The 21,305-nt window shown below is 45.0% G+C and carries 15 protein-coding genes; 9 read left to right on the plus strand and 6 right to left on the minus strand.

All coding sequences use genetic code 11. From position 1 onward, the window contains the following. Window positions 1–8 precede the first annotated feature (8 nt). The 4 genes from putP to R7Z49_RS02825 all read right to left on the minus strand — a co-directional run bounded on the left by putP (window position 9) and on the right by R7Z49_RS02825 (window position 6,708). A complete protein-coding gene (putP, locus tag R7Z49_RS02810; protein ID WP_005374582.1) occupies window positions 9–1,502 on the minus strand; it encodes a sodium/proline symporter PutP in 1,494 nt (497 codons plus the stop codon). A 136-nt stretch (window positions 1,503–1,638) separates the two neighbouring features. Beyond that, window positions 1,639–2,346, minus strand: a complete 708-nt coding sequence (locus R7Z49_RS02815; protein ID WP_186585569.1) for a 1-pyrroline-5-carboxylate dehydrogenase — start codon at window positions 2,344–2,346, stop codon at window positions 1,639–1,641. Window positions 2,347–2,357: 11 nt separating this feature from the next. Next, on the minus strand, window positions 2,358–5,489 hold the full coding sequence (gene putA, locus R7Z49_RS02820; protein ID WP_158173300.1) for a bifunctional proline dehydrogenase/L-glutamate gamma-semialdehyde dehydrogenase PutA: 3,132 nt from the start codon (window positions 5,487–5,489) through the stop codon (window positions 2,358–2,360). A gap of 406 nt (window positions 5,490–5,895) precedes the next feature. Next, window positions 5,896–6,708 (minus strand): AraC family transcriptional regulator, encoded by an 813-nt coding sequence (locus R7Z49_RS02825; protein WP_025768702.1) that lies wholly within the window; start codon window positions 6,706–6,708, stop codon window positions 5,896–5,898. Between the two features lie 972 nt (window positions 6,709–7,680). Here R7Z49_RS02825 and R7Z49_RS02830 point away from each other — a divergent pair. After that, window positions 7,681–8,400 carry a PAS domain-containing protein gene (locus R7Z49_RS02830; RefSeq protein ID WP_017820063.1) on the plus strand — a complete coding sequence of 240 codons (720 nt, stop codon included), beginning with the start codon at window positions 7,681–7,683 and terminating at the stop codon, window positions 8,398–8,400. 73 nt (window positions 8,401–8,473) lie between these two features. Here the strand turns inward: R7Z49_RS02830 and pdxH are convergent, their stop codons facing one another. Next, window positions 8,474–9,109, minus strand: a complete 636-nt coding sequence (gene pdxH / locus R7Z49_RS02835; RefSeq protein ID WP_005374570.1) for a pyridoxamine 5'-phosphate oxidase — start codon at window positions 9,107–9,109, stop codon at window positions 8,474–8,476. Between the two features lie 115 nt (window positions 9,110–9,224). Between pdxH and R7Z49_RS02840 the strand changes: the two genes are divergently transcribed. From R7Z49_RS02840 to R7Z49_RS02870, 7 genes are all read left to right on the plus strand, one after another. After that, entirely contained in the window at window positions 9,225–11,099 is a 1,875-nt protein-coding gene (locus R7Z49_RS02840) for an ATP-binding protein (RefSeq protein ID WP_017634535.1), read from the plus strand. Further along, a complete protein-coding gene (locus R7Z49_RS02845) occupies window positions 11,092–12,315 on the plus strand; it encodes a sigma-54-dependent transcriptional regulator (protein ID WP_005383565.1) in 1,224 nt (407 codons plus the stop codon). Before R7Z49_RS02840 ends, R7Z49_RS02845 begins: the two co-directional genes overlap by 8 nt. 173 nt (window positions 12,316–12,488) lie before the next feature. Further along, window positions 12,489–13,880 (plus strand): HlyD family type I secretion periplasmic adaptor subunit, encoded by a 1,392-nt coding sequence (locus tag R7Z49_RS02850; protein WP_005374562.1) that lies wholly within the window; start codon window positions 12,489–12,491, stop codon window positions 13,878–13,880. A gap of 114 nt (window positions 13,881–13,994) precedes the next feature. Then, the gene (locus tag R7Z49_RS02855; RefSeq protein ID WP_005374561.1) at window positions 13,995–14,678 is read left to right on the plus strand and encodes a transglutaminase-like cysteine peptidase; all 684 of its coding nucleotides are present in this window, start codon (window positions 13,995–13,997) and stop codon (window positions 14,676–14,678) included. Between the two features lie 5 nt (window positions 14,679–14,683). After that, window positions 14,684–16,597 carry an EAL domain-containing protein gene (locus R7Z49_RS02860; protein WP_005374560.1) on the plus strand — a complete coding sequence of 638 codons (1,914 nt, stop codon included), beginning with the start codon at window positions 14,684–14,686 and terminating at the stop codon, window positions 16,595–16,597. 15 nt (window positions 16,598–16,612) lie between these two features. Continuing rightward, window positions 16,613–18,727: a type I secretion system permease/ATPase gene (locus tag R7Z49_RS02865; RefSeq protein WP_005374556.1), complete on the plus strand. Its 2,115-nt coding sequence runs from the start codon at window positions 16,613–16,615 to the stop codon at window positions 18,725–18,727. Window positions 18,728–19,220: 493 nt separating this feature from the next. Beyond that, the gene (locus tag R7Z49_RS02870; RefSeq protein WP_017820061.1) at window positions 19,221–19,814 is read left to right on the plus strand and encodes a mechanosensitive ion channel family protein; all 594 of its coding nucleotides are present in this window, start codon (window positions 19,221–19,223) and stop codon (window positions 19,812–19,814) included. Between the two features lie 300 nt (window positions 19,815–20,114). Here R7Z49_RS02870 and R7Z49_RS02875 read toward each other — a convergent pair whose 3' ends face one another. Next, window positions 20,115–20,453 (minus strand): hypothetical protein, encoded by a 339-nt coding sequence (locus R7Z49_RS02875; RefSeq protein WP_025500824.1) that lies wholly within the window; start codon window positions 20,451–20,453, stop codon window positions 20,115–20,117. 231 nt (window positions 20,454–20,684) lie between these two features. On the opposite strand from R7Z49_RS02875, the gene R7Z49_RS02880 reads away from it, so the two are divergent. Further along, complete coding sequence (locus R7Z49_RS02880; RefSeq protein WP_318111309.1) at window positions 20,685–21,269, plus strand: flavodoxin family protein; 585 nt, start codon at window positions 20,685–20,687, stop codon at window positions 21,267–21,269. Window positions 21,270–21,305: the final 36 nt, after the last annotated feature.

Here is a 21,305-nt window from a genome sequence, read left to right on the forward strand (position 1 = left end):
GGAAGTTACTAGTCTAGTTCAACCAGTTTTTTCTCGAACGACTGGTGTTGGTCTAACACGTCTTGCGCAGCACCACCCGTTGCTTTACTTACCACAATGATGGCAAGCGTAGAGAAGATGATGCCCGGTACGATTTCGTACACATCAAACCAACCGCCAGTTAGCTGCTTCCAAACTACGATAGTGATACCACCAACAAGAATACCTGCTAACGCGCCGTTACGGTTCATACCGCTCCAGTAAAGGCTAAGTACAACCGCAGGACCAAATGCCGCACCAAAACCAGCCCAAGCGTAAGATACAAGACCAAGTACTGAGCTATCAGGCGTCATCGCTAGGAATAGCGCAACAAGCGAAATAACGATAACACCGATACGACCAATCATTACGATTTCTTCAGAAGACGCTTCTGGCTTGAATACTTGCTTGTAGAAATCTTCTGCAAGCGCTGAAGATGAAACAAGGAGCTGTGAGTCAGCGGTACTCATTACCGCCGCTAGGATTGCTGCTAACAACATACCCGCAACGACAGGGTGGAATACTGCGTTAACCAATAGCATGAAGATCTTCTCGCCGTCTTCTAGTTGAGTACCCGGATGACCCGTAACCCAAACCAGACCAACAAGACCAACAAGCATTGCACCAACCATAGATAGTGCCGTCCAAATCACTGCGATACGACGTGCAGTCGTTAGATCTTTGTTTGAACGAGACGCTTTAAAACGCGCTAGGATGTGTGGCTGACCAAAGTAACCAAGGCCCCACGCCGCTAGAGAGATAATGGCAATCGCAGACAATGGTTCGCCTTTCGCGTCATTCCATAGCGTTGCAAGTTCTGGGTTGATGTCATGTAGATCAGAACTTAGCTGACCTAAACCACCGTCCATTACCGCTATAGGAACAATCATTAGCGCAGCCGCCATTAGAAGACCTTGCACTAAGTCAGTCCAAGATACCGCTAGGAAACCACCGAATAGTGTGTAAGAAACGACACACACCGTGCCGATGATAACAGCGTAGGTATAATCTAGACCGAATACCGTCTCAAACAGTTTGCCCCCTGCGACCAAACCTGAGCTGGTGTAGAAAAGGAAAAATAGAAGAATGAAAAACGCAGAGATTGTCTGAATCAGTTTCGACTTATCGTTGAAGCGACGTGACAGGAACTCTGGCAACGTTAGCGCGTCAGTTTGGATACTGTAGGTACGAAGGCGTTTTGCACTGATGAGCCAGTTTGCCCATGTACCAAGAAGTAGACCGCCGGCTAACCAGAAGGCCTCGATACCCGCAGCGTACGCATAGCCAGGCAAGCCTAGCAGCAGCCAACCACTCATGTCTGAAGCACCTGCAGATAATGCAGCAGGCCACGGACCTAGGCTACGGCCACCTAGGAAGTAGTCAGATGAATTGGAAGTCCTCTTATACGCGTAAACGCCAATAGCAACCATAATCAGTAAATACGCCACAAAAGTGGACGTGATAGCAAAGCTATTTTCTATCATTAGATAGTCCTCGTTATAATTATTTCCTTCCTTGCCTGCCCTGATATTTTACCGTCTCAGCAATACATCAGAGTATAAAAAACCAATCTGGACCGGCTCTCAGTCCAGTTACTCCAGATTGGCATTACAAGTCAGGTTAGTGAGTTTCGTTCCCCAACTCGAGTAGAGTTGCGTTACCACCCACCGCGGTAATATTTATCGTTCGAGTGCGCTCAGTAATGAAGCGCAACGAGAGATGAGGATCATGAGCCAATTTCGGTGACTCTAAATCCGTTTCAGAAACTAAGCCGACGATTGCACCGTCACGCTTAGCTAGTTGAAGATTGAGCGCATGCTCAATCTGTGAACGCCCAACATAACCCACACTACGTACATCGCTCTCAAGCAACGGGGCAGACGCATCGTACGCAACAACCTGGACTAAGTTAGATGGGAAGTTTGCCAACGCTACAGCTTGCTTAACCAATTGGTTTAGCTCTGCATTGTCACTGCAAACGACCACACTGTTGCCTGCAATTAAGGCACAGGTGATCATCGCAAAAGCACTGTATAACGCATTATCAGCAGGCTCGATGTTGTTTTCACAAATCACCAAAGCCACACCGCGTCCTGCGGCATACAGTTCGTTAGTTTCCCCTGTAGGGCCAACTAACTGGTGAGTTTTTGCAAGAAGAGCTGATGCTTGTTGCAAGTGGTAAGAAACCACCTTGGCAACGGTAGACTGCTGCCCTTCTAGTGCAGATTTAAATGCCAGAACATGCTCGCATTTGTAATCAAAATCAGTCAGATTCCACTGCTCCCACGCAGAGAATGCATCTTTAAAATAGGTGATCTGATGAACCATAATGCGACTCCTTATGCGTTTTCTGCTTGAGCAAGAAGATGTTGAGTAAAGCGGAATAGGTAGTGTGGACCACCAGCTTTCGGGCCAGTACCCGACAAGCCTTGACCACCAAACGGCTGTACACCAACCACAGCGCCAACTTGGTCTCGGTTGATGTAGCAGTTACCTACTCGAGCATGTTTCTCAATCCAACGGTACGTGGTTTCGTTACGGCTATGGATACCCATCGTCAATCCAAAACCCGTTTTGTTGATCTGCGCAACCACGTTCGGTAATTCAGACGCTTTAAAGCGAACAATGTGCAAGATTGGACCAAATTGTTCTTCTTTCAGCACATCGATGCCCGAGATTTCAAACGCACTTGGTGAGACAAAGTCACCATGCTGGCACGATTCATCCAGCTGTAGCTGAGCGACTTTAGTCTGTGTTTTGCTCATTTGCTCAAGGTGAGCGAGGAGTTTTTGTTTTGCATTGCTGTCGATAACCGGACCAACATCTGTTTTGTGTAGGTAAGGTAAACCAACATGCAGTTCATTCATCGCACCCTGAATCAGGTTGATCATACGGTCTGCTACATCTTCTTGTACAAATAGAACACGAAGGGCAGAACAACGCTGACCAGCAGATGCAAACGCCGAACGAATCACATCACGCACCACTTGCTCTGGCAATGCAGTACTGTCCACAATCATTGCGTTTTGGCCACCTGTTTCCGCAATAAACGGAACTGGTTTCGCGCTGCGCTCCGCGAGCGTAACGTTAATGCGTTGCGCCGTTGCCGTTGAGCCAGTGAATGCCACACCAGCAATAGCATCATGAGAAGTCAGTGCATGACCGATCTCAGCGCCGCGACCAGTAAGTAACTGAATCACACCTGCAGGGAAGCCAGCATCAAGCATTAGTTCAATAGCGCGAGCGGCAATTAAGCTTGTTTGCTCAGCAGGTTTTGCAACCACTGTGTTACCCGCAATCAGTGCTGCCGTCACCTGACCAAGGAAGATAGCCAACGGGAAGTTCCAAGGGCTAATACACACAAACACACCAAGACCTTCACGGCTAGAAATGCGTTTCACACCATCAAAGCCTTCTAGCTCAAATGGCTGTAGGTTTTGCGCTTGTTTCGCGTAATAACGACAGAAATCCACCGCTTCACGAACTTCATCAATGCTATCGTGAATCGTTTTACCCGCTTCTTTGTGACAAATCGCCACCAGCTCAGCCAGGTTTTCTTCCATTAAGTCAGCAAGCTTTTCTAAACAAGCCGCTTTTTGCTCAACAGGAACGGTTTTCCAATCAGAGAAAGCAGTTTGCGCCGCATCAATTGCAGCGGAAACGTGATCAAGAGTTGCAAATGCCACTTTGCCGACTTCAATTCGGCGATCGTATGGTGCGGTGATGATCTCAGCCGCATTTTCCTTGATCATGCTTTCGGCAAAGCGTTCACCATTGATCATCGGGCCTGCAACCCACTGGTTGTCCATGAAGCTTTCGACCTGAGCTTCAAATGGCTTCGCTTCACTGTCGATGTCGATGTTGACGCCATATGAGTTCTTACGCTCAGGGAAAATGTCGGCAGGTAATGGGATCTTGTCGTTGTGTAGCGTGTCAAAACCCGTCAACACATCCACAGGGTGATGGGTCAACTCGTAAATTGGACAACGCGCATCAACTAGACGGTGTACAAACGAGCTGTTCGCACCATTTTCAAGCAGACGACGAACCAAGTACGGAAGAAGATCAGCATGACTACCGACAGGTGCATAAATACGTACTGGCTGACCGTACATTTTCATAACATGGTTATACAGTGAATCACCCATACCATGCAGGCGCTGGAACTCGTATTCTTTGTGCTCCGCCATGACAGCAATTGCCGTCACCGTGTGAGCATTGTGGCTTGCAAATTGTGGGTAGATATTACCGCGAACACCTTCGCTAAGTAGGAAACGAGCACAAGCTAGGTATGCAACGTCCGTCGCTTCTTTGCGAGTGTATACTGGGTAATTTGCATAACCCGCTTGTTGAGACCACTTGATTTCGCTGTCCCAGTACGCGCCTTTAACCAAACGCAGAGGAATAACGTCACCTTGTTCTTTTGCGAGTGCATTTAGCCACACCAAGACTGGTAGCGCACGTTTTGAGTAGGCTTGAATAACCAAACCAAACTTGCCCCAACCCTTCACAAGATCGCTACGGTATACTTTCTCAAATAGCTTCAGGGAAAGCTCAAGGCGATCCGCTTCTTCTGCATCGATTGTGATTGCAACGTCGACTTCAATAGCACGTTTTAGTAGTTGCATTAGTGAGTCATACAACTCTGTCATTACACGTTCTTCATTTGCGACTTCGTAGCGCGGGTGTAATGCAGAAAGCTTGATGGAAATCGAAGGCGCAGGGCTGGTGTCGTTACCGTAAGTCTCGCGACCCACCGCTTCGATCGCCATTAGGTAATCTTTGAAGTACTTGTTCGCGTCCGCTGTCGTTAACGCCGCCTCACCCAACATATCAAACGAGTAGGTGAAACCTTTGTCGCGCATTGGGCGACCGTTCTTCTGCGCTTCTTCTATCGTACGACCACGAACAAACTGGTGACCCATGATCTTCATTGCCTGATACATGGCTTTACGAATCACAGGCTCAGAGAATTTATTTACCAGACGGTTTACAGCCTGACCTGGGCTCTGGGTGCCTTGCTCACCAAGACCAACCACTTTACCTGTTAGCATGAGGCCCCATGTTGATGCGTTAACAAACACAGAGTCAGAGTTCTTCAGGTGAGATTTCCAGTCTGCGACACTCAACTTATCTTTAATCAAAGAATCTGCTGTCGCGGCATCTGGGATGCGCATTAATGCTTCTGCAAGACACATCAGCAAGATACCTTCTTGAGTATCTAAGCTGTATTCCAGCAATAAAGCATCAATCATCTGGATTGACTTCTTATCGGCACGAATGGCTTCGATAAGGTGGGTCGTTTGGGTAGTGATCGCCGATTTTTCATCCTCTGTCGGCGTCGCTAGTGGCAATAGTTGCTCTAGCCATTGAGACTCGTCCACCATATATAATGGCGAGATCAGTGACCACAACTTATCAAGCGGCTGCCCGATAAATTCCGGTGTCAACACGTTCGTAGCTGTAAACATGTGTGTTCCTCAATCTCACTCCTCGAAAACCGCTTCGAGGATTATCAATGGCTGGCAGTGTATTTTGAGGCCGATAAGAATACTTGTCAAAAACTACGACATTTTTGCCAAAAACTCGCTTTTATAACAAAACATCCACATAGTCACATTCAAATAGGTAATATTTTGTGTTGTAAATTTTAATTTTTTCATTGCATTCACAACAAAATATCAAGAATATCAATAAGATTTTTGTGAAGAGCTCGTTCTAAGAGAAAATGTAGGATCAAGTGGCATATCAACCACTGCAAAGAACAGAGAATTTAAAAAAACGAGAGATAGGTCACGTGAATAAAACATAAAAAAACCATGCATAGTGCATGGCTTCATTCTGATTGATGATTATTTGACCTAAAAAAACGCGTTGTTATCCAACTTGTTTTTTATAACGGGAAGGTGATATTCCCTGTAAGCGAGTAAAAGTATGAGTAAAAGTACTCTGGCTTGAGAAGCCAGTAAACTCGGCAATTTGCCCTAAAGAAAGGTGCCCTTGCTCGATTAATTCACGAGCCATGTCGATTCGCTTTCCGAGAACATATTGATGAGGTGTAATCCCCATCTGCTCTTTAAACAAGCAATGGAACTGACTTTCCCCAAGAAACACTCGCCCGGCCAATTGAGCCACACTAATCTTATGACTCAGGTGCTGCTCAATGTAACGATCAATCGCCTCCAAATCAAAGCGCGACTCTTTTCGACTGGTCTCAAATGCCGAGATATGGCGCTGCATTAACGCAATCACAGTGTCGTTACACGCACGACTTAACAGCAGGTCATCCGGATGGTTTCGCATTTCCTGAACCAACATCTGTATCAGCTTCTGAATTTGACTATCTAACTGGAAGTAGACATGGTCTCTCTCCAGGTTATTGATTTTTTGAAGCATTTCGGGATCATCATTTGTCGGTTTGGGCATATTCAGCACCAAAATATCCGATTGATTGATGACGCCACCGAAAGCATGATCAGAGCATGCGGTAACCACACAACCTTGACCAGGGCCGACAAGATTACCTCGCCCGCGCACTTCAAATTCGGCTTGCCCTTTTAAACCAATCACGATCTGCGTATAAGAATGATCGTGGCAATCCATATAAGACGGAAGTGTGATCAGCTCCGCCGGCTTTGGCAGCATAATCTCTTGATATGAAAGGATTTTTTGGTTATCTGAATCACTCATTTTAAACAGTCGTCTTTACACGGTCAGCTTACGTCTTCGCATCATATACCTTCTTTGTTGGGTTGCAACTTTTACCCAACTCAATCGACAAGATCAAATCAGCATGATCAATTTCATTTACATGATCATAGTTCCGGAACGATGATCATGCGAGGTTAATTTACGGTCAGTGAGCAACCAATTTTATTAACAAAAACGGATAGATAGGCAACACCTTACGTATACATAATCAATCAATGTAAAGATCCTTATTACCGAACAATCTGTTATTTTGTAAAACACCGTGCTCCATATTAGATAACTCGTCCCTGAAACGGATCGAAACCCACTCTTAAACTCAACATAGAGGGATTTCCCCCCTTACTAATATGCTTCTGATTCAATACATTAGTTATCGAGCTTTAAGATGCATACGATCTAAAGCTCTCGGTATCTCATTGATACCTCTAACTTACTTAGCAGACCCTCGCTAGGTAATTTAGAACCTCTTCTACACGTCGACAAGATTATATCTTGTGTTGCCAGCCCGTCTTCAGGCTGGCTTTTTTTTTCGCTTCTCAACAATGAAAACAATGGCATAAGCTGATATCATAGCGTTTGTCTCACTGTCCCTCTCATATGCTTAGGTGCTGCTCTTTCGCTCACAAGTGATATGAACGTCAACCACATTACAACTGAGTTGTAGGAAGCATGATCAAGGACGATACGAGTTGTAAGCCGAACATTGGCGGACATCCGTGAGCGCACATATCTGTAATGAAACAGACCATTTTCCCAATTAAACTCTTCGTTCCATTTCGTCGTTGTCTATGACTACCTGACGAAAACATCGAACACCACGAATTTAATTGGATTGAGCGCCAATCAACGAACGTGTTCTAGCAACGTAACTGCCTACTTGGCAACATCAATACGAGCCATGTAACACGGACGTCTCTGTATTGGTAAAAGCAGTATGTAGTGAGTCCTTTTGTGAATATTTCAGTCGATACCATAGAACAATCCCTCCTTAAACAGCTACCAGGTTGTTGGGGATGCAAAGATAAAGATTCGGTATTCCTATACGTAAACCAGGAATACGCAGAACTGTTAGGGCACACGTCGCCCGAGGAGTGCTTGGGTAAAACTGATTTTGATATGGCCAGCCCAACCACTGAATGCGCGCAAGAATTTCAACGCCAAGATAAACACGTTCTCGAAACTGGCGAGTCACTAAAAATTCTGGATATCCACCCTTATCCAGATGGCCGCTGGCGAGCACATATATTTACTAAAACACCGTGGCGAGATGACAAAGGCGACATCGTAGGCACCATTTTCTACGGAAGGGAACTCACCGACACCGCCGTGATTGAAGTCGGGTATTGGGTTTGTCGTGCAATCAGTACCAACCCAAATCAACAATCCATCTTTCGTTTTTCTGACTTACAACCAAAACCAGAGAAGCTCACATGCCGCGAGCAAGAAACGCTTTTCCTCTTGCTCTATGGCAAAAAGCCTCAATTTATCTCTCAGGTCATGGGCATATCAACAAAAACCGTTGAAGGTCACGTCGCACGCTTACGTAATAAGTTTGCAGCGAACAGCAAGAACGAACTAATAGATAAAGCAATGGAAGCAGGCTACGGCTCTGTTGTACCCAAAACGCTGCTTAAGCATCAATTATCGGTTGTGTTGAATGGAGAGCGATAATTCGCATCGCTTCTACCTACAAAAACACCGCCCCAATTCGGCGGTGTTTGTTTATTCATGAGGGACCATAAGCCTATGGCGCTAAACGATCAATGTCCCAACTTCCATCATGCTGGGAGAAAAGAAAACGATCGTGAAGGCGATGTTCGCCACCTTGCCAAAATTCGATGCTCTTTGGTTTTACGCGAAAGCCACCCCAAAAGGTTGGTACTGGTATTTCACCCTTAGCAAACTTTTGTTTTAGCTCTAAAAACTTACCTTCCAACACACCTCTGGCAGAAATACGGCTACTTTGTTTGCTCGCGATTGCGGCCAACTGGCTCTCTTTAGGACGAGAAGTAAAGTATTTCATATTCTCTACGGCGGTAAGCTTTTCAGCCACACCAGTAATATGAACTTGGCGCTCTAACGGATGCCAAGGGAAGTGCAAACTAATATTGCTGTTATGCTCTAGCTGCTGGGCCTTGCGACTGCCTAGGTTGGTGTAAAACACAAAACCATCTTTGTCGACGTTTTTCAATAGAACAATGCGTTGAAACGGCATGCCATTTTCATCAACCGTTGCAACTGTCATCGCAGTCGGGTCCGTTAAACCCGCTTCAACTGCTTGCTCTAGCCACAGATTAAATTGATCAATAGGATCAGCTTTCAAATCTTTACGACGCAGCCCACCTTTGGTGTACTCACGACGAATATCAGCAAGTTCCATCTTTACTCCTTCACTCGTTTTTGTCGATTGTGCTCCCGATACTGAGGAAATACAAGGACATCATTGTGCTTGTTATCGTTGCCGCTCACAGCATCACAGTGCGTCATTTGATACCATGACACAAAAAACCAGTGAGCCGATCGTGAACTTACTCAACCCCAAAGCCCTACGTCATTTTTTACTGCTACTGTGTGCCGTTGGCATTTCAGGGCTTGCGCTTACTCATCATTACGCAACTCAATACCAACATGATCAATGGCAACAAAAGCTAGAGAGACAAGCCGCGCAAGTATCACAAGAAGTGGACTACGAACTGGCAAAGTTTGAACAGATACCAAACCTATTAAGTCACGACCCAAGACTACTCAAAGCAGTCGAGCGCGGAACGCCCTCTCAAGAGCTCAACCTACTGTTATCAGATTGGTTGAAGCAAAGTTTGGCCGATACGATTTACGTTCATGACCGTACCGGGTTAGTCATAGCCTCAAGTAACTTTCAGCAAGAAGATACGTTTGTTGGCTCTAGCTTTAGCTATCGCCCCTATTTTAAAAATGCGCGACGCGGTGAGCCCGCTCAATACGTTGGATTAGGCGTACGCTCGAATAAACGTGGGTACTTCTTCTCATCTCCGCTGTGGGTAAATGAGGAAGTCGTTGGCGTGATCACAGTAAAAGTGAATTTGGAGCAATTAGAACAGCGCCTTTCGCAAACCACGACTGACGTACTCATTACAGATAAACACAATGTCGTGTTTATGAGCAATTTACCAGACTGGCGCTATCGTGCACTTTTCCCACTGTCATCGAGTGCAATAAATGAACTTACCGAAACGCGTCAATATGGCGATACCTTACCCGAATATTTTGGTGAGTTAACGGCACACAGTGGTGTCACAGAGTTTGATGACAATCAATTGCTTCTATCACCGAATTACCTCGCATACGCAACACACTTATTGGATAAAGGGTTTCGCGTCGTTGCCTTAATTAACCACAACAGCGTTCTTGCCGCCGTTTTACAGGCCGATATCGTCTTCCTGATCTTATATGCGCTCATTGCTCTAATTGCGTTAGCGTGGTTCCAAACCCTAGTTAACAAAGCACGCCTTGCCCATCTCAATGTGAGCCTAGAAGAAAAAGTAGTGCAACGGACACTAGTTCTGAGTGAAGCCAACCAAAAACTACAACAGACCATCCGCCAATATGAGCAAAGCCAACAAGAGCTTAAACAAACACAACAAGAACTGACACAAGCCGCGAAATTGGCACTGTTGGGCGAGCTATCAGCCAGTATTAACCATGAGATAAATCAGCCACTTTCCGCACTAAGAACCTATACCGAAAACTCGCAGCGTTTGTTGGCAATGGAAAAATACCCAATGGTCGCCGACAATTTGGGCAAAATGCTGACACTCAATGACACCATTTCGGAAGTCATTGCCCGCTTAAAAGTCTTTACTCGGAAAGCCACGCACGATTCACACAATGAAATCTCAGTACTGCACGACGCGGTACATACTGCCACCAGCATTTTGAGCAACAAGCTTATTAAGCAAGGAGTAACACTAAAAGTTCCGGCCATCGACTATGATGTGAAGCTGGCCATTCACAGCGTTGAATTAGAACAAGTGCTGATAAACCTCTTCCACAACGCCGCACAAGCGATGGAAAACCACTGTATCGATCCGCAAATATCCATTGCTGTTCAGTGTCATGATGACAGTTGCGACATTCTTGTTTCCGATAACGGACCAGGGATGTCAGACGAAGCCCTAGCAAAAGTGTTCGACCCATTTTTTACGACTAAGCCGGAGGGTCTTGGATTAGGTTTGACCATCTCCAAGCGGATTATAGAGAGCTATCACGGCTCCCTCTGTGCCTATAAACATCAGAACACAGAACAACAAGCAGGAGGGATGACCTTTATCGTGACGCTACCAATAGTCAATCAGAATAAACGTACCCCAGAAGTGGAAAACGACCATGAATAACCCAGTTTTCTTTGTTGATGACGAACCACACATTCGTGATGCCGTGTCTCAAGCCCTGCTGATTGAAGGGATAGACGTCACCTGCTTACCAAACGCAGTAGAAGCCTTACGCGTAATCGACTCAAATACGCCTGCGATTATCATTACCGATATCCATATGCCCGTGATGGATGGCTTGGAGTTTATGCGAACTTTGCGAAGCAAAAACGATCACTTTCAATTCATCGTACTTACTGGACATGGAGATGTGAAAACCGCGGTAGATGCGATGAAAAGCGGCGCGTACGACTTTCTAGAAAAACCGTTTTCAACGGAACAGCTCATGAAATCGCTCAACAATGCCAGCGATAAACTGAACTTGTTGCAAGAAAACATCTGGCTTAAGAAAGAGCTCGACATGCAAACTCATGTTGGTCCGAAAATGATTGGTCACAGTAAGGCCATGGTGAGCATTCGTCGCGCCTTGATCAGTGCGCCTACAAGCCAGCCGCTCATTTTTGTAGGTCAAGATGGTACAGGTCGCCGTCTCGCCGCACAATTTGCCCACGACATACATGCAACACCGGATAGTGAGCTAATCGCCGCTTCTGGTGAAGACCTCTATGAGCTTTCATTAGAAGCGCTCGACAAAGCCATACACCGCTTAAGTGAAGGAAAACGCCACTGCAGTTTGTACTTACATAGCGCAGAGCATGTATCATTTGAGCAATGGGAATACTTGTTCAAGCACCCAAAACTTGAACGTGTTTTTGGCGCGACCACCCAAGCCGAGCCGCCTCTAAAATCCCTGGCGACTCTAATTCACTTACCAACGCTCGATGAAAGAAAGGAAGATATAGGGCCTTTATACAAGCACTTTGTGCGCCACACCGCGAGCCGATATCAGTTACAGCCACCACATATCAGCCTAGAAGAAGTCAAACACCTCACCAGTCTCGAATGGCCAGAAAACGTTAAGCAGCTACGCCAATTTGCTGAACTTCGTGCCCTCAAGCCAGATACTTTTAGAATGGAAGATTGGAATAGTGAGAAAAGTCTTGAAATTCAGAGTATGACTCAGCGCACAGAATACTTTGAATATTGCTTGTTATTCGATGCATTGCAAAGACATCGCGGCAGACTCAAAGAGGTTCAACTAGAATTACAGGTATCACGCAAAACCTTGTACGACAAACTAAAAAAACATCAGTTGGATAAAGCCAAGTTCAAGGCGTAATAGCTATACTCCGGCGCTAATTATGCTTTTGTTTGATTTAGAAAGTGTAAGAAAGCTCATTTGAAGAGAGAATAACCCTCTTCTCATATTTTATTAGCCGAGCATGCTGACATGATCGGTTAATAATAATAAGATCAAAAAGATAATCCGTAATTATATAAGCAGGGACTGTGATGAGCCGAGATAACTACAACAAACTCAACGATGAAGAGTTGGATTTTGTTGATGACAAAACTGCAGCATTGCTCCTCAATACCCCCAACAGCGCGCGTTTTATGCTCTGGGTTATGGTGCTATTTTTCATTGCAGCAATAGGTTGGGCATCTTGGGCTGAAATCGACAAAGTCACGGTTGGTCAAGGCAAAGTGATTCCCTCCTCACAGATACAAGTAGTCCAAAACTTAGAAGGTGGCTTAGTCAAAGAAATCTTAGTCAAAGAAGGTCAGTTGGTTGAAAAAGGCCAACAGTTACTGCTTATCGATGACACCCGCTTTCGCTCAGATTTTCGTGAACGTGAGCAACAAGTTGCCAACCTTACCGCATCTGTGCTGCAACTATCCGCTTCTATTAACAGTGTTGCCGTTAATCGTGATTTTGAAACGGAAAACTGGCGTCAAAGTGTACTACTTGATTACGGTAAACTGACCTTCCCACCAACCTTGGAAGAGACTCGACCTCAACTCACACAGCGTCAAAAAGCAGAATATCGCGAAGATCTAGATAATTTACGCAACCAACTTTCTGTTATTGACCAACAAGTGCAGCAAAAGCAGCAGGACTTGGTAGAGATCCAAGCACGAGTAAGGAACTTGCGTCAAAGCTACCAATACGCGAAAAAAGAACTCGATATCACCAAACCTTTGGCAGACGAGGGCGTTGTTCCTCGTATTGAACTGCTCAAATTACAGCGCCAAGTCAACGATACCCGTCGTGAAATGACGTCCAGTGAGCTCAAAATTCCCGTATTGCAATCAGCGATTCGAGAATCCATGCTCAACCGTATTGATGTTGCACTCAAATTCCGCTCTGAACAGCAAGAGAAACTCAACAGCGCCCAAGACCAGTTATCTGCTTTGGTTGAATCAGCGGTGGGCTTGGAAGATAGAGTAAACCGAACGGTTGTGAATTCGCCAGTAACAGGCAAAATCAAAACACTGAACATCAATACTGTCGGTGGTGTTATCCAACCTGGTATGGATATCGTCGAGATCGTACCAACAGAAGACACACTATTGGTAGAGGCGAAAATTGCGCCAAAAGACATCGCATTTTTACGCCCAGATCTTCATGCTATCGTGAAGTTTACAGCTTACGACTTCACAAAGTACGGCGGTTTAGAGGGAGAGTTGGAACATATCAGCGCGGATACCACTCAAGATGAAGAAGGCAACAGCTTCTACATTGTTCGTGTACGCACCGAAAAAACAAACTTTGGTCAAGATGCAGATTTACCAATCATTCCAGGAATGACAGCATCGGTCGATATCATCACAGGGAAGCGAACCGTTTTGGAATATCTACTTAAACCGATTTTAAGTGCCAAAACGAACGCCTTGAAGGAGTAAACCACATTAAGATACTCGCGATAGGGAGTATTGAGCGATAAGCGATTAAATAAAAAGCACTTATTTCTCACTGACGAACTCTCTAGAAGAGTATACTTGTGATACGAGTCGAATATGCGATCCAATTTGCAGCGTAAAGTTACATTATTAATCAGCTTAAGTTGTTTGTCGTTCCAACTTGGTGCGCTGAACAGTAAAGAACAACGATGGGTCAATACGGTCACAGCGGTGTACGGCGAACGTGCGGGATTGCGCGTAAATACATGGCGAAAGAACCTCGACTTATTTAAACAATTAGAGACTCATGAACAGCTCGCTGGCGTTAACGACTTTTTTAATCAGCTGTATTTCGTTGACGACATAAAACTGTGGGGAAAGACAGATTATTGGGCTACGCCACTCGAATTTTTAGGGAGTAACGCAGGAGACTGTGAAGATTTCACTATTGCTAAGTACTTCTCTTTACTCGAGCTAGGAATACCAGATTCAAAGATGCGGTTAATATACGTAAAAGCCATCGAACTGAATCAGTTTCACATGGTATTAGCTTACTACCCTACCCCAAGTTCTGAGCCGCTCATTCTCGATAATATCAATCCTGACATTGTCCGAGCCTCTAAGCGTAGCGACTTGCTACCGATATACAGTTTTAATGGTACAAACCTGTGGTTGATGAAGTCATCTGCTAGCACTGGAGAGCTGGCAGGGAAAGCATCACGGTTGAGCCTTTGGAATGACTTACGCTCGCGCGAACGTAAGTTGCAGTTAAATAAACCTAAAATTAACTATGACGAGTGAGAAACATGACCCTATATAAGAAGCTTGTGGTGGGGATGGTTACGGTCTTTATACTCTTGTTGGCATCAGTATTCGTAATCCAATTCAACACGACTCGAGACAGCTTGGAGCAACAGCAACGTTCAGAGGTCAACAACACTATTAACACCGTAGGTTTGGCATTGGCTCCTTACCTAAAGGACAAAGATAAAGTCGCGGTTGAGTCCGTGATTAATGCTCTGTTTGACGGCAGCACCTACTCCGTTGTTCGTCTTACAGCATTAGATTCTGACTACCAGATCGTGCGTACTTACCCAGTTAAACCAAGTACGGTGCCACAATGGTTTATCGACATGAATCTATTTAAAGCGATTCACGATAAGCGTGTTGTGACCAGTGGTTGGATGCAGCTCGCCGAAGTAGAAATCATTAGCCACCCAGGCGCAGCTTACGAGCAGCTCTGGCAAGGTTTTATTGGCTTGCTGTCTGTATTCAGTGTCATTTTTCTAGCTGGTTTAGTGGCAATTTCATACATCCTACGTCGCTCGCTAAAACCATTAACGGCCATCGTGAATAAAATGCATGAAATCGCGAATAACCAATTTGGTGAACCGCTTGCTCGTCCAAGAACCAAGGATCTTATCGCGGTGGTAGATGGCATTAACATGATGTCTGCTCAAATCGAGCTATCATTCAAAGAGCAAGCCAAAGAGGCGCAACGTCTGCGTGCTCAAGCTTACCTCGATCCTATATCTAAATTGGGTAACCGCTCATTCTACATCAACCAAATTGACCAATGGCTTGCAGAGCAAACGCAAGGGGGTATCGCGCTACTCCATGCTGAATACATTGGGGACATTTACGAGACCAAAGATTACCAACGCGCAGATGCCCACGTTAAAGAACTGTCTCAACGTTTGAAAAACACCATTGATGTACCGGGTGCCACTATTGCTCGCTTGTCTAGTGATGAGTTCGGCTTGCTTTTCCCTCATATGGATGAGAGCGAGTTACGCATTTTATCGGACAGCATCGTCAATTGTGTGAACGGCCTAAATACTGACCCAACAGGCTTAGCAAAACCTAAAGCGTCACTAGGGGTTGCACACAGCAAAGATCAGAAAACGCGCTCTGAAATCCTCTCGATGGTGGACAACGCACTATCGAAAGCCAAAGCGCAACCAGACAAGCCATACGGCTTCATTGGCAGTGATACACCTTCTAGTTTGATGGGTAAACAGCAATGGAAAGCGTTGGTTGAAGAAGCCATTCATAGTGATTGGGTTAAATTCCGTTTCCAAGCTGCGAAAAACACATGGGGTAAAGTATTCCACAACGAAGTATTTTCAAGCATCGAAAAAGATGGTGAAACGTATCGTGCGAATCAATACCTATTCGCACTAGAACAGTTAGACGCCACCAACATCTTTGACCAGTATGTCATTGAATCAATGATTAAGATGCTAGAAAATGGTGAACTTAATGACCCAGTCGCGATTAACATCGCGCAAAGCAGCTTGTCTCAACCATCGTTTATTCGCTGGACAACGAGCATGCTAGAGAAACACGCCAAAGTGGCCTCTAAGCTACATTTTGAAATTCCAGAGGAATGCTTTATCGATCAGCCTCACCACACAGCACTGTTATGTAATGCCATTCGCCAATCAGGTGCTGAGTTCGGCGTAGATAACTACGGACGTAACTTCCAATCTTTGGAATACATCCAAGAGTTCCGCCCGAACTATGTGAAGCTCGATTACCTATTCACACACAACTTGCACGACGAAAAACAGAAATTCACGCTAACGTCGATCTCTCGTACTGCCCACAACCTTGGTATTACGACTATCGCATCGCGTATCGAAACTCAAATCCAGTTGGATTTCCTCACTGAACATTTTGTTGAGGTATTCCAAGGATTCATCGTCGACAAGGAATAAAAAGGTTTATCAACGATGAAAGACCCTTTACTGAATTCGCTCATCTACGTTAGCCGTTACTATGGGTTAGCTAACTCGCCAGAAGCGCTAGTCAACGGACTACCGCTATCTGACGGTAAACTGACCCCATTTTTGCTACCAAGAGCAGCGGAAAGGGCCGGATTGGTTGCCAAGGAAAACCGCGCAGAGCTGGAGAGCATCTCCAGCCTAATTCTGCCGGCAATCTTAGTTCTTAAAGGCGGTGACTCTTGCGTTCTCAACAGCATCAATATGGAGAAACGCGAGGCCGAAGTCACCACCCTAGAAAGTGGAATGGTGCCGATCTCTATTCCATTAGAAGACCTACTTGAGCAATACACTGGTCGGTACTTTTTAGTTAAAAAGCAATTCCGTTTCGATGAGCGCTCTCCCGAAGTGCTCAAAACCAACGAAGGCCACTGGTTCTGGTCCACCTTGTGGCAGTCAAAACGCATCTACCGTGATGTTTTAATCGCATCACTTCTCATCAACCTCTTTGCGGTTGCCGCTCCGCTATTCACTCGCTTGGTGTACGACAAAGTGGTTCCGAATCTTGCGTTTGAAACCCTATGGGTACTAGCAAGCGGCATCTTTGTCGTGTTCCTGTTCGACTTCATTCTCAAGTCGCTGAGAAATTACTTCATTGATGTGGCGGGCAAGAAGTCTGACATTCTGATTTCATCCAAACTGTTCAGCAAAGTGATGGGGATTAGAATGGAATCAAAGCCGCCTTCGGTCGGTGCCTTCGCTCGCCATTTACAAGAATTCGAATCTATTCGAGAGTTTTTTACTTCAGCGACCGTCAGTGCTCTCATTGATTTGCCTTTTGCCATTTTGTTCTTAGTGATTATATGGCTAATGGCTGGCGATCTTGTGTATGTACCGATGGTGGGCGTGGTCATTTTGATTATTCACTCGCTACTGATACAAGGGCCGCTGCGCCGCTCCATTGAGGAGGGTTCACGCCTAGCATCGCAAAAATATGCCAATTTGATAGAGAGCTTGGCTGGGTTAGAAACCGTAAAAATGCTCAGTGCGCAAAGCCAATTCCAATACCGCTGGGAAGAGGCAGTTGCGCACATGGCGAACTGGAATATAAAAAGCCGCCGAATTACGGATAGCATTCAAAACGCGGCAGGTTTTGTCCAGCAAAGTAGTAACGTAGGGATGATCATCCTAGGCGTTTACTTAATTGCAGAAGGCGACTTAACCATGGGTGGTTTGATTGCCGCAACCATGCTTAGCGGCCGCGCGATTGGTCCTTTGGTTCAGTTATCCTTACTCTCTACGCGCTACAACCAAGCGAAGTCTTCTATGACAATTATCAATCAAGTCATGGAAATGCCGGATGAACAAGAAGAAGGTAAACGTTACATTCACCGCCCAATAGTACAAGGCAAAATTGAACTTGAACGCGTGACCTTCCACTACCCAGATTCACCGGTGGCGTCGATTCGAGATTTGAGCTTGACCATTAACCCAGGCGAAAAAGTAGCGATCATAGGCCGTATCGGTTCGGGTAAAACCACGTTAGAACGTCTCATCATGGGCTTGTATCAGCCGACGGAAGGTCATGTTCGCATTGATGATACCGACATCGCACAGCTGCATCATGTCGACATTCGCCGTAATATTGGTTGTGTGCCGCAAGATTCGAATCTGTTCTTTGGTTCTATCCGCGACAACATTACGCTAGGTCGCCCATTAACCGATGACCGTGACGTACTAGACGCAGCGAATCGTGCCGGTGTTACTGCGTTTACGCAATCTGACCCTGCGGGCTTAGAACGCCAAGTTGGTGAAGGTGGTGCAATGCTTTCGGGTGGTCAACGTCAAGCAGTCACGATCGCTCGTGCATTTTTGGGTCGTCCTCCTGTTCTACTCATGGATGAACCAACCAGTGCAATGGATAACCGCTCAGAGATGCACATTAAGCATCAATTAGCACAGTTGAAACCTAGTGAAACGCTGATTCTGATTACGCATAAAACGTCTATGCTCGACATCGTTGATCGCGTAATTGTGATGGAGAAAGGCAGCATCATCGCAGATGGCCCTAAAGCGCAAGTGCTGAACGATTTGAAACAAGGCAAAGTGCGTGCGGTTAGCTAGCCTGAATTCACATTGATAAAAGACAAAGGCCCCGTTTAACTTGTGTTTAACGGGGCTTATTTTATTGGGAGTCCGAGATAATTAAGTTCTTCAAGCGCGACCCAAACGAGTACAAGGCCAACAATCACGAATAAAATCATAATCGCCTTTTCATCTTCTTCCATTTTTCAACGCCCTAAAAGCTATTTCAATTAATACATCTTAGGTTATCAGGACAAAAGTCATATTCAGCTCGTTTATACGGAACTAGCGTCATAGAATGTCGGATATGGGATACAGCTCAAAGATTGCTCTCTTCAAAATCACGTCAGCTTTGATTGAATATAAGTAATGAAGCCAAAGAGTTCGTAATACTCACTAAGTCTTTGATTAACTTATATAGTACTCTGTGGAACCTCAACACAGAGACAAATGGTGTAAAGAAAAATTGTGATTACTTACAGCAAAAAATCAGCTATAAAAGCCGCTTTCTAGATATCGTCGAGATGAAGAAATGAATGATTGGATCCAATTAGAGCAAGTGAGCCAGTATTTCACTACGGGCTCCCTCGGTTACAAACTATTGATGGGCATTTTTGTCCTGATCGCGTATCGCATCCTGAAGAGGATTGTAAATAGAGCCATCCTAAATTTGGCAACAACGAAAGGTGTAAAAAAGGCTCGTTTGAGTTTTATTCAGCGCTGTTTCAATGTCGCGCTGCTATTTTTGACCGCCTCTATTTTTGCCATTATCACAGGTATTGGCTATGGCGATGTGTCTTTGTTCCTATCGTCCATTTTTGCCGTATTAGGTGTGGCGTTTATTGCGCAGTGGTCAATTCTGAGCAACATCACTGCCAGCTTTTTGATCTTTTTTGTCTTCCCGTACCGAGTGGGTGACCGAATTAAAGTCGTAGACAAAGATGAAGACATCTGCGGTGAGATTCAAGAAATCAGCATGTTTCACGTGTTAATTAAGCACGACAACGGTAACTTAATCACTTACCCAAACAACCAGATTTTGCAAAAAGCAGTGCTAAAGCTGGCAAAAAACAAGCCAGAGCCAAGTAAAGCCAAATCTCGGATTTATACTCGCAGAAAGAAATAACCCACTAAAAAGCCGATGTATCTACATCGGCTTTTTAGTATCACTTGGTGGTCACAAATAACCCAAAGTTAATGGCGAAAAACAGTGAAGAGACAAAACGTATAAGCTGAAGGTCACCACTGTATTCTTTCATGATAAAAGCATGACACATCGCCGAAACCAAAAGCGCCACTTCAACCAAAGGAAGCTTCTTATTTACGAACCTTAAATAAATACAAAAAATAGAGATGGTGCAAGCAAAGAAAAAATCGTCACTAGTTCCATCTTCCTTAAAATACAAGGACATGGTTTTAGTTAAGCTTATATTTTTAGCTTCATTATGAGCCACCCACTAATATTTAGCGAGATAAGGGCATAAAAGAGGTAAAAAACAAGACTGACCGAAACAAAAAGTAGTGCATGCACTTTTTCTTCTAAGCTCTCTGGATGAACATTCATATCCACATCAAACACACCCGCTATAAAGTGTGCAAATACCGTGGAAGAGGCTGTAGAAAGGCCTCCTACCATAATGATAATAATCCCTCGCCTTAAGAAACGATGAAATGTACTTTTCCCGCCTTGGATCAGGTCTGAGTTTACATATTTTAATCTATTTTTCCGCCTATTACTCATCACTAGTATCGGTACCTTTATCATTGTTTCCAAGAGAGTTTTCTACATCTTTAAGATCTTCCTTTAACGCTTTTATACACGATATTCATCGTCGTTGCATTCACTGTAGTTATGCCGTCGACTTACCCTATAAGAAAGCTCTTTAGATACCAATTCGTACTTTATCTATCTCAAATCTCTTCTTGACCTCAACTTAGCTTGAGGTTTTAGCCTTAGTCGCACGATTAAAAATCAACAATGAAAAAAGGAACCATTGTGTCCAAAATTGCGATTATTTATTTCTCTAAAACCGACGTTACTGGTCAGCTTGCTCGCGCGATTGCCGCAGGCCTTGAACAACAAGGCATTAAGCAGCAAGATGAATGTGAAATCCTCTCTCACCGAATTGAAGGCAGTGAGATTATTGAGGGACGTTTTGTGAACTCTAAACTAATGGATGAACTTGCTGAGTGTGATGCGATTATCTTTGGCTCACCGACCTATATGGGCGGTGTAGCAGCGCAGTTTAAAGCATTTGCAGATGCAAGCAGTGAATCTTGGTATTACCAAAAATGGGCGAGCAAAATCGCGGCTGGCTTTACCAGTGGTGGGGCAATGAATGGCGACCAATCTTGCTCACTGCAATACCTTCAAACCTTCGCTTACCAGCACGGTATGATGTGGGTCGGATTGGATAAGATCAGCAATTCTGGGGAGCAAAACCTGAATCGTTATGGTGTACAAGGTGGTATTGTTGCACAAGGTGGTGAAGATGGTCAGTTGCATGCTTCTGATGTTGCAACAGCAGAGTATCTTGGCAAACGAGTCGCTATGCTCGTGAACAAGCTCTCCACTCGCTAACAATAAAAAGAAGCCCCGTAAGATACATCTTCGGGG

The organism is Vibrio sp. 1562 (assembly GCF_033340155.1).
Taxonomy (GTDB): domain Bacteria; phylum Pseudomonadota; class Gammaproteobacteria; order Enterobacterales; family Vibrionaceae; genus Vibrio; species Vibrio alginolyticus.

What these genes read in the sequence shown, in the direction of transcription:
- putP (WP_005374582.1), bottom strand. Translation starts at nt 1,502, where the DNA reads ATGATAGAAAATAGCTTTGCTATCACGTCCACTTTTGTGGCGTATTTA.
- R7Z49_RS02815 (WP_186585569.1), bottom strand. Translation starts at nt 2,346, where the DNA reads ATGGTTCATCAGATCACCTATTTTAAAGATGCATTCTCTGCGTGGGAG.
- putA (WP_158173300.1), bottom strand. Translation starts at nt 5,489, where the DNA reads ATGTTTACAGCTACGAACGTGTTGACACCGGAATTTATCGGGCAGCCG.
- R7Z49_RS02825 (WP_025768702.1), bottom strand. Translation starts at nt 6,708, where the DNA reads ATGAGTGATTCAGATAACCAAAAAATCCTTTCATATCAAGAGATTATG.
- pdxH (WP_005374570.1), bottom strand. Translation starts at nt 9,109, where the DNA reads ATGGAACTTGCTGATATTCGTCGTGAGTACACCAAAGGTGGGCTGCGT.
- R7Z49_RS02840 (WP_017634535.1), top strand. Translation starts at nt 9,225, where the DNA reads ATGACACAAAAAACCAGTGAGCCGATCGTGAACTTACTCAACCCCAAA.
- R7Z49_RS02845 (WP_005383565.1), top strand. Translation starts at nt 11,092, where the DNA reads ATGAATAACCCAGTTTTCTTTGTTGATGACGAACCACACATTCGTGAT.
- R7Z49_RS02850 (WP_005374562.1), top strand. Translation starts at nt 12,489, where the DNA reads ATGAGCCGAGATAACTACAACAAACTCAACGATGAAGAGTTGGATTTT.
- R7Z49_RS02855 (WP_005374561.1), top strand. Translation starts at nt 13,995, where the DNA reads ATGCGATCCAATTTGCAGCGTAAAGTTACATTATTAATCAGCTTAAGT.
- R7Z49_RS02860 (WP_005374560.1), top strand. Translation starts at nt 14,684, where the DNA reads ATGACCCTATATAAGAAGCTTGTGGTGGGGATGGTTACGGTCTTTATA.
- R7Z49_RS02865 (WP_005374556.1), top strand. Translation starts at nt 16,613, where the DNA reads ATGAAAGACCCTTTACTGAATTCGCTCATCTACGTTAGCCGTTACTAT.
- R7Z49_RS02870 (WP_017820061.1), top strand. Translation starts at nt 19,221, where the DNA reads ATGAATGATTGGATCCAATTAGAGCAAGTGAGCCAGTATTTCACTACG.
- R7Z49_RS02875 (WP_025500824.1), bottom strand. Translation starts at nt 20,453, where the DNA reads ATGATAAAGGTACCGATACTAGTGATGAGTAATAGGCGGAAAAATAGA.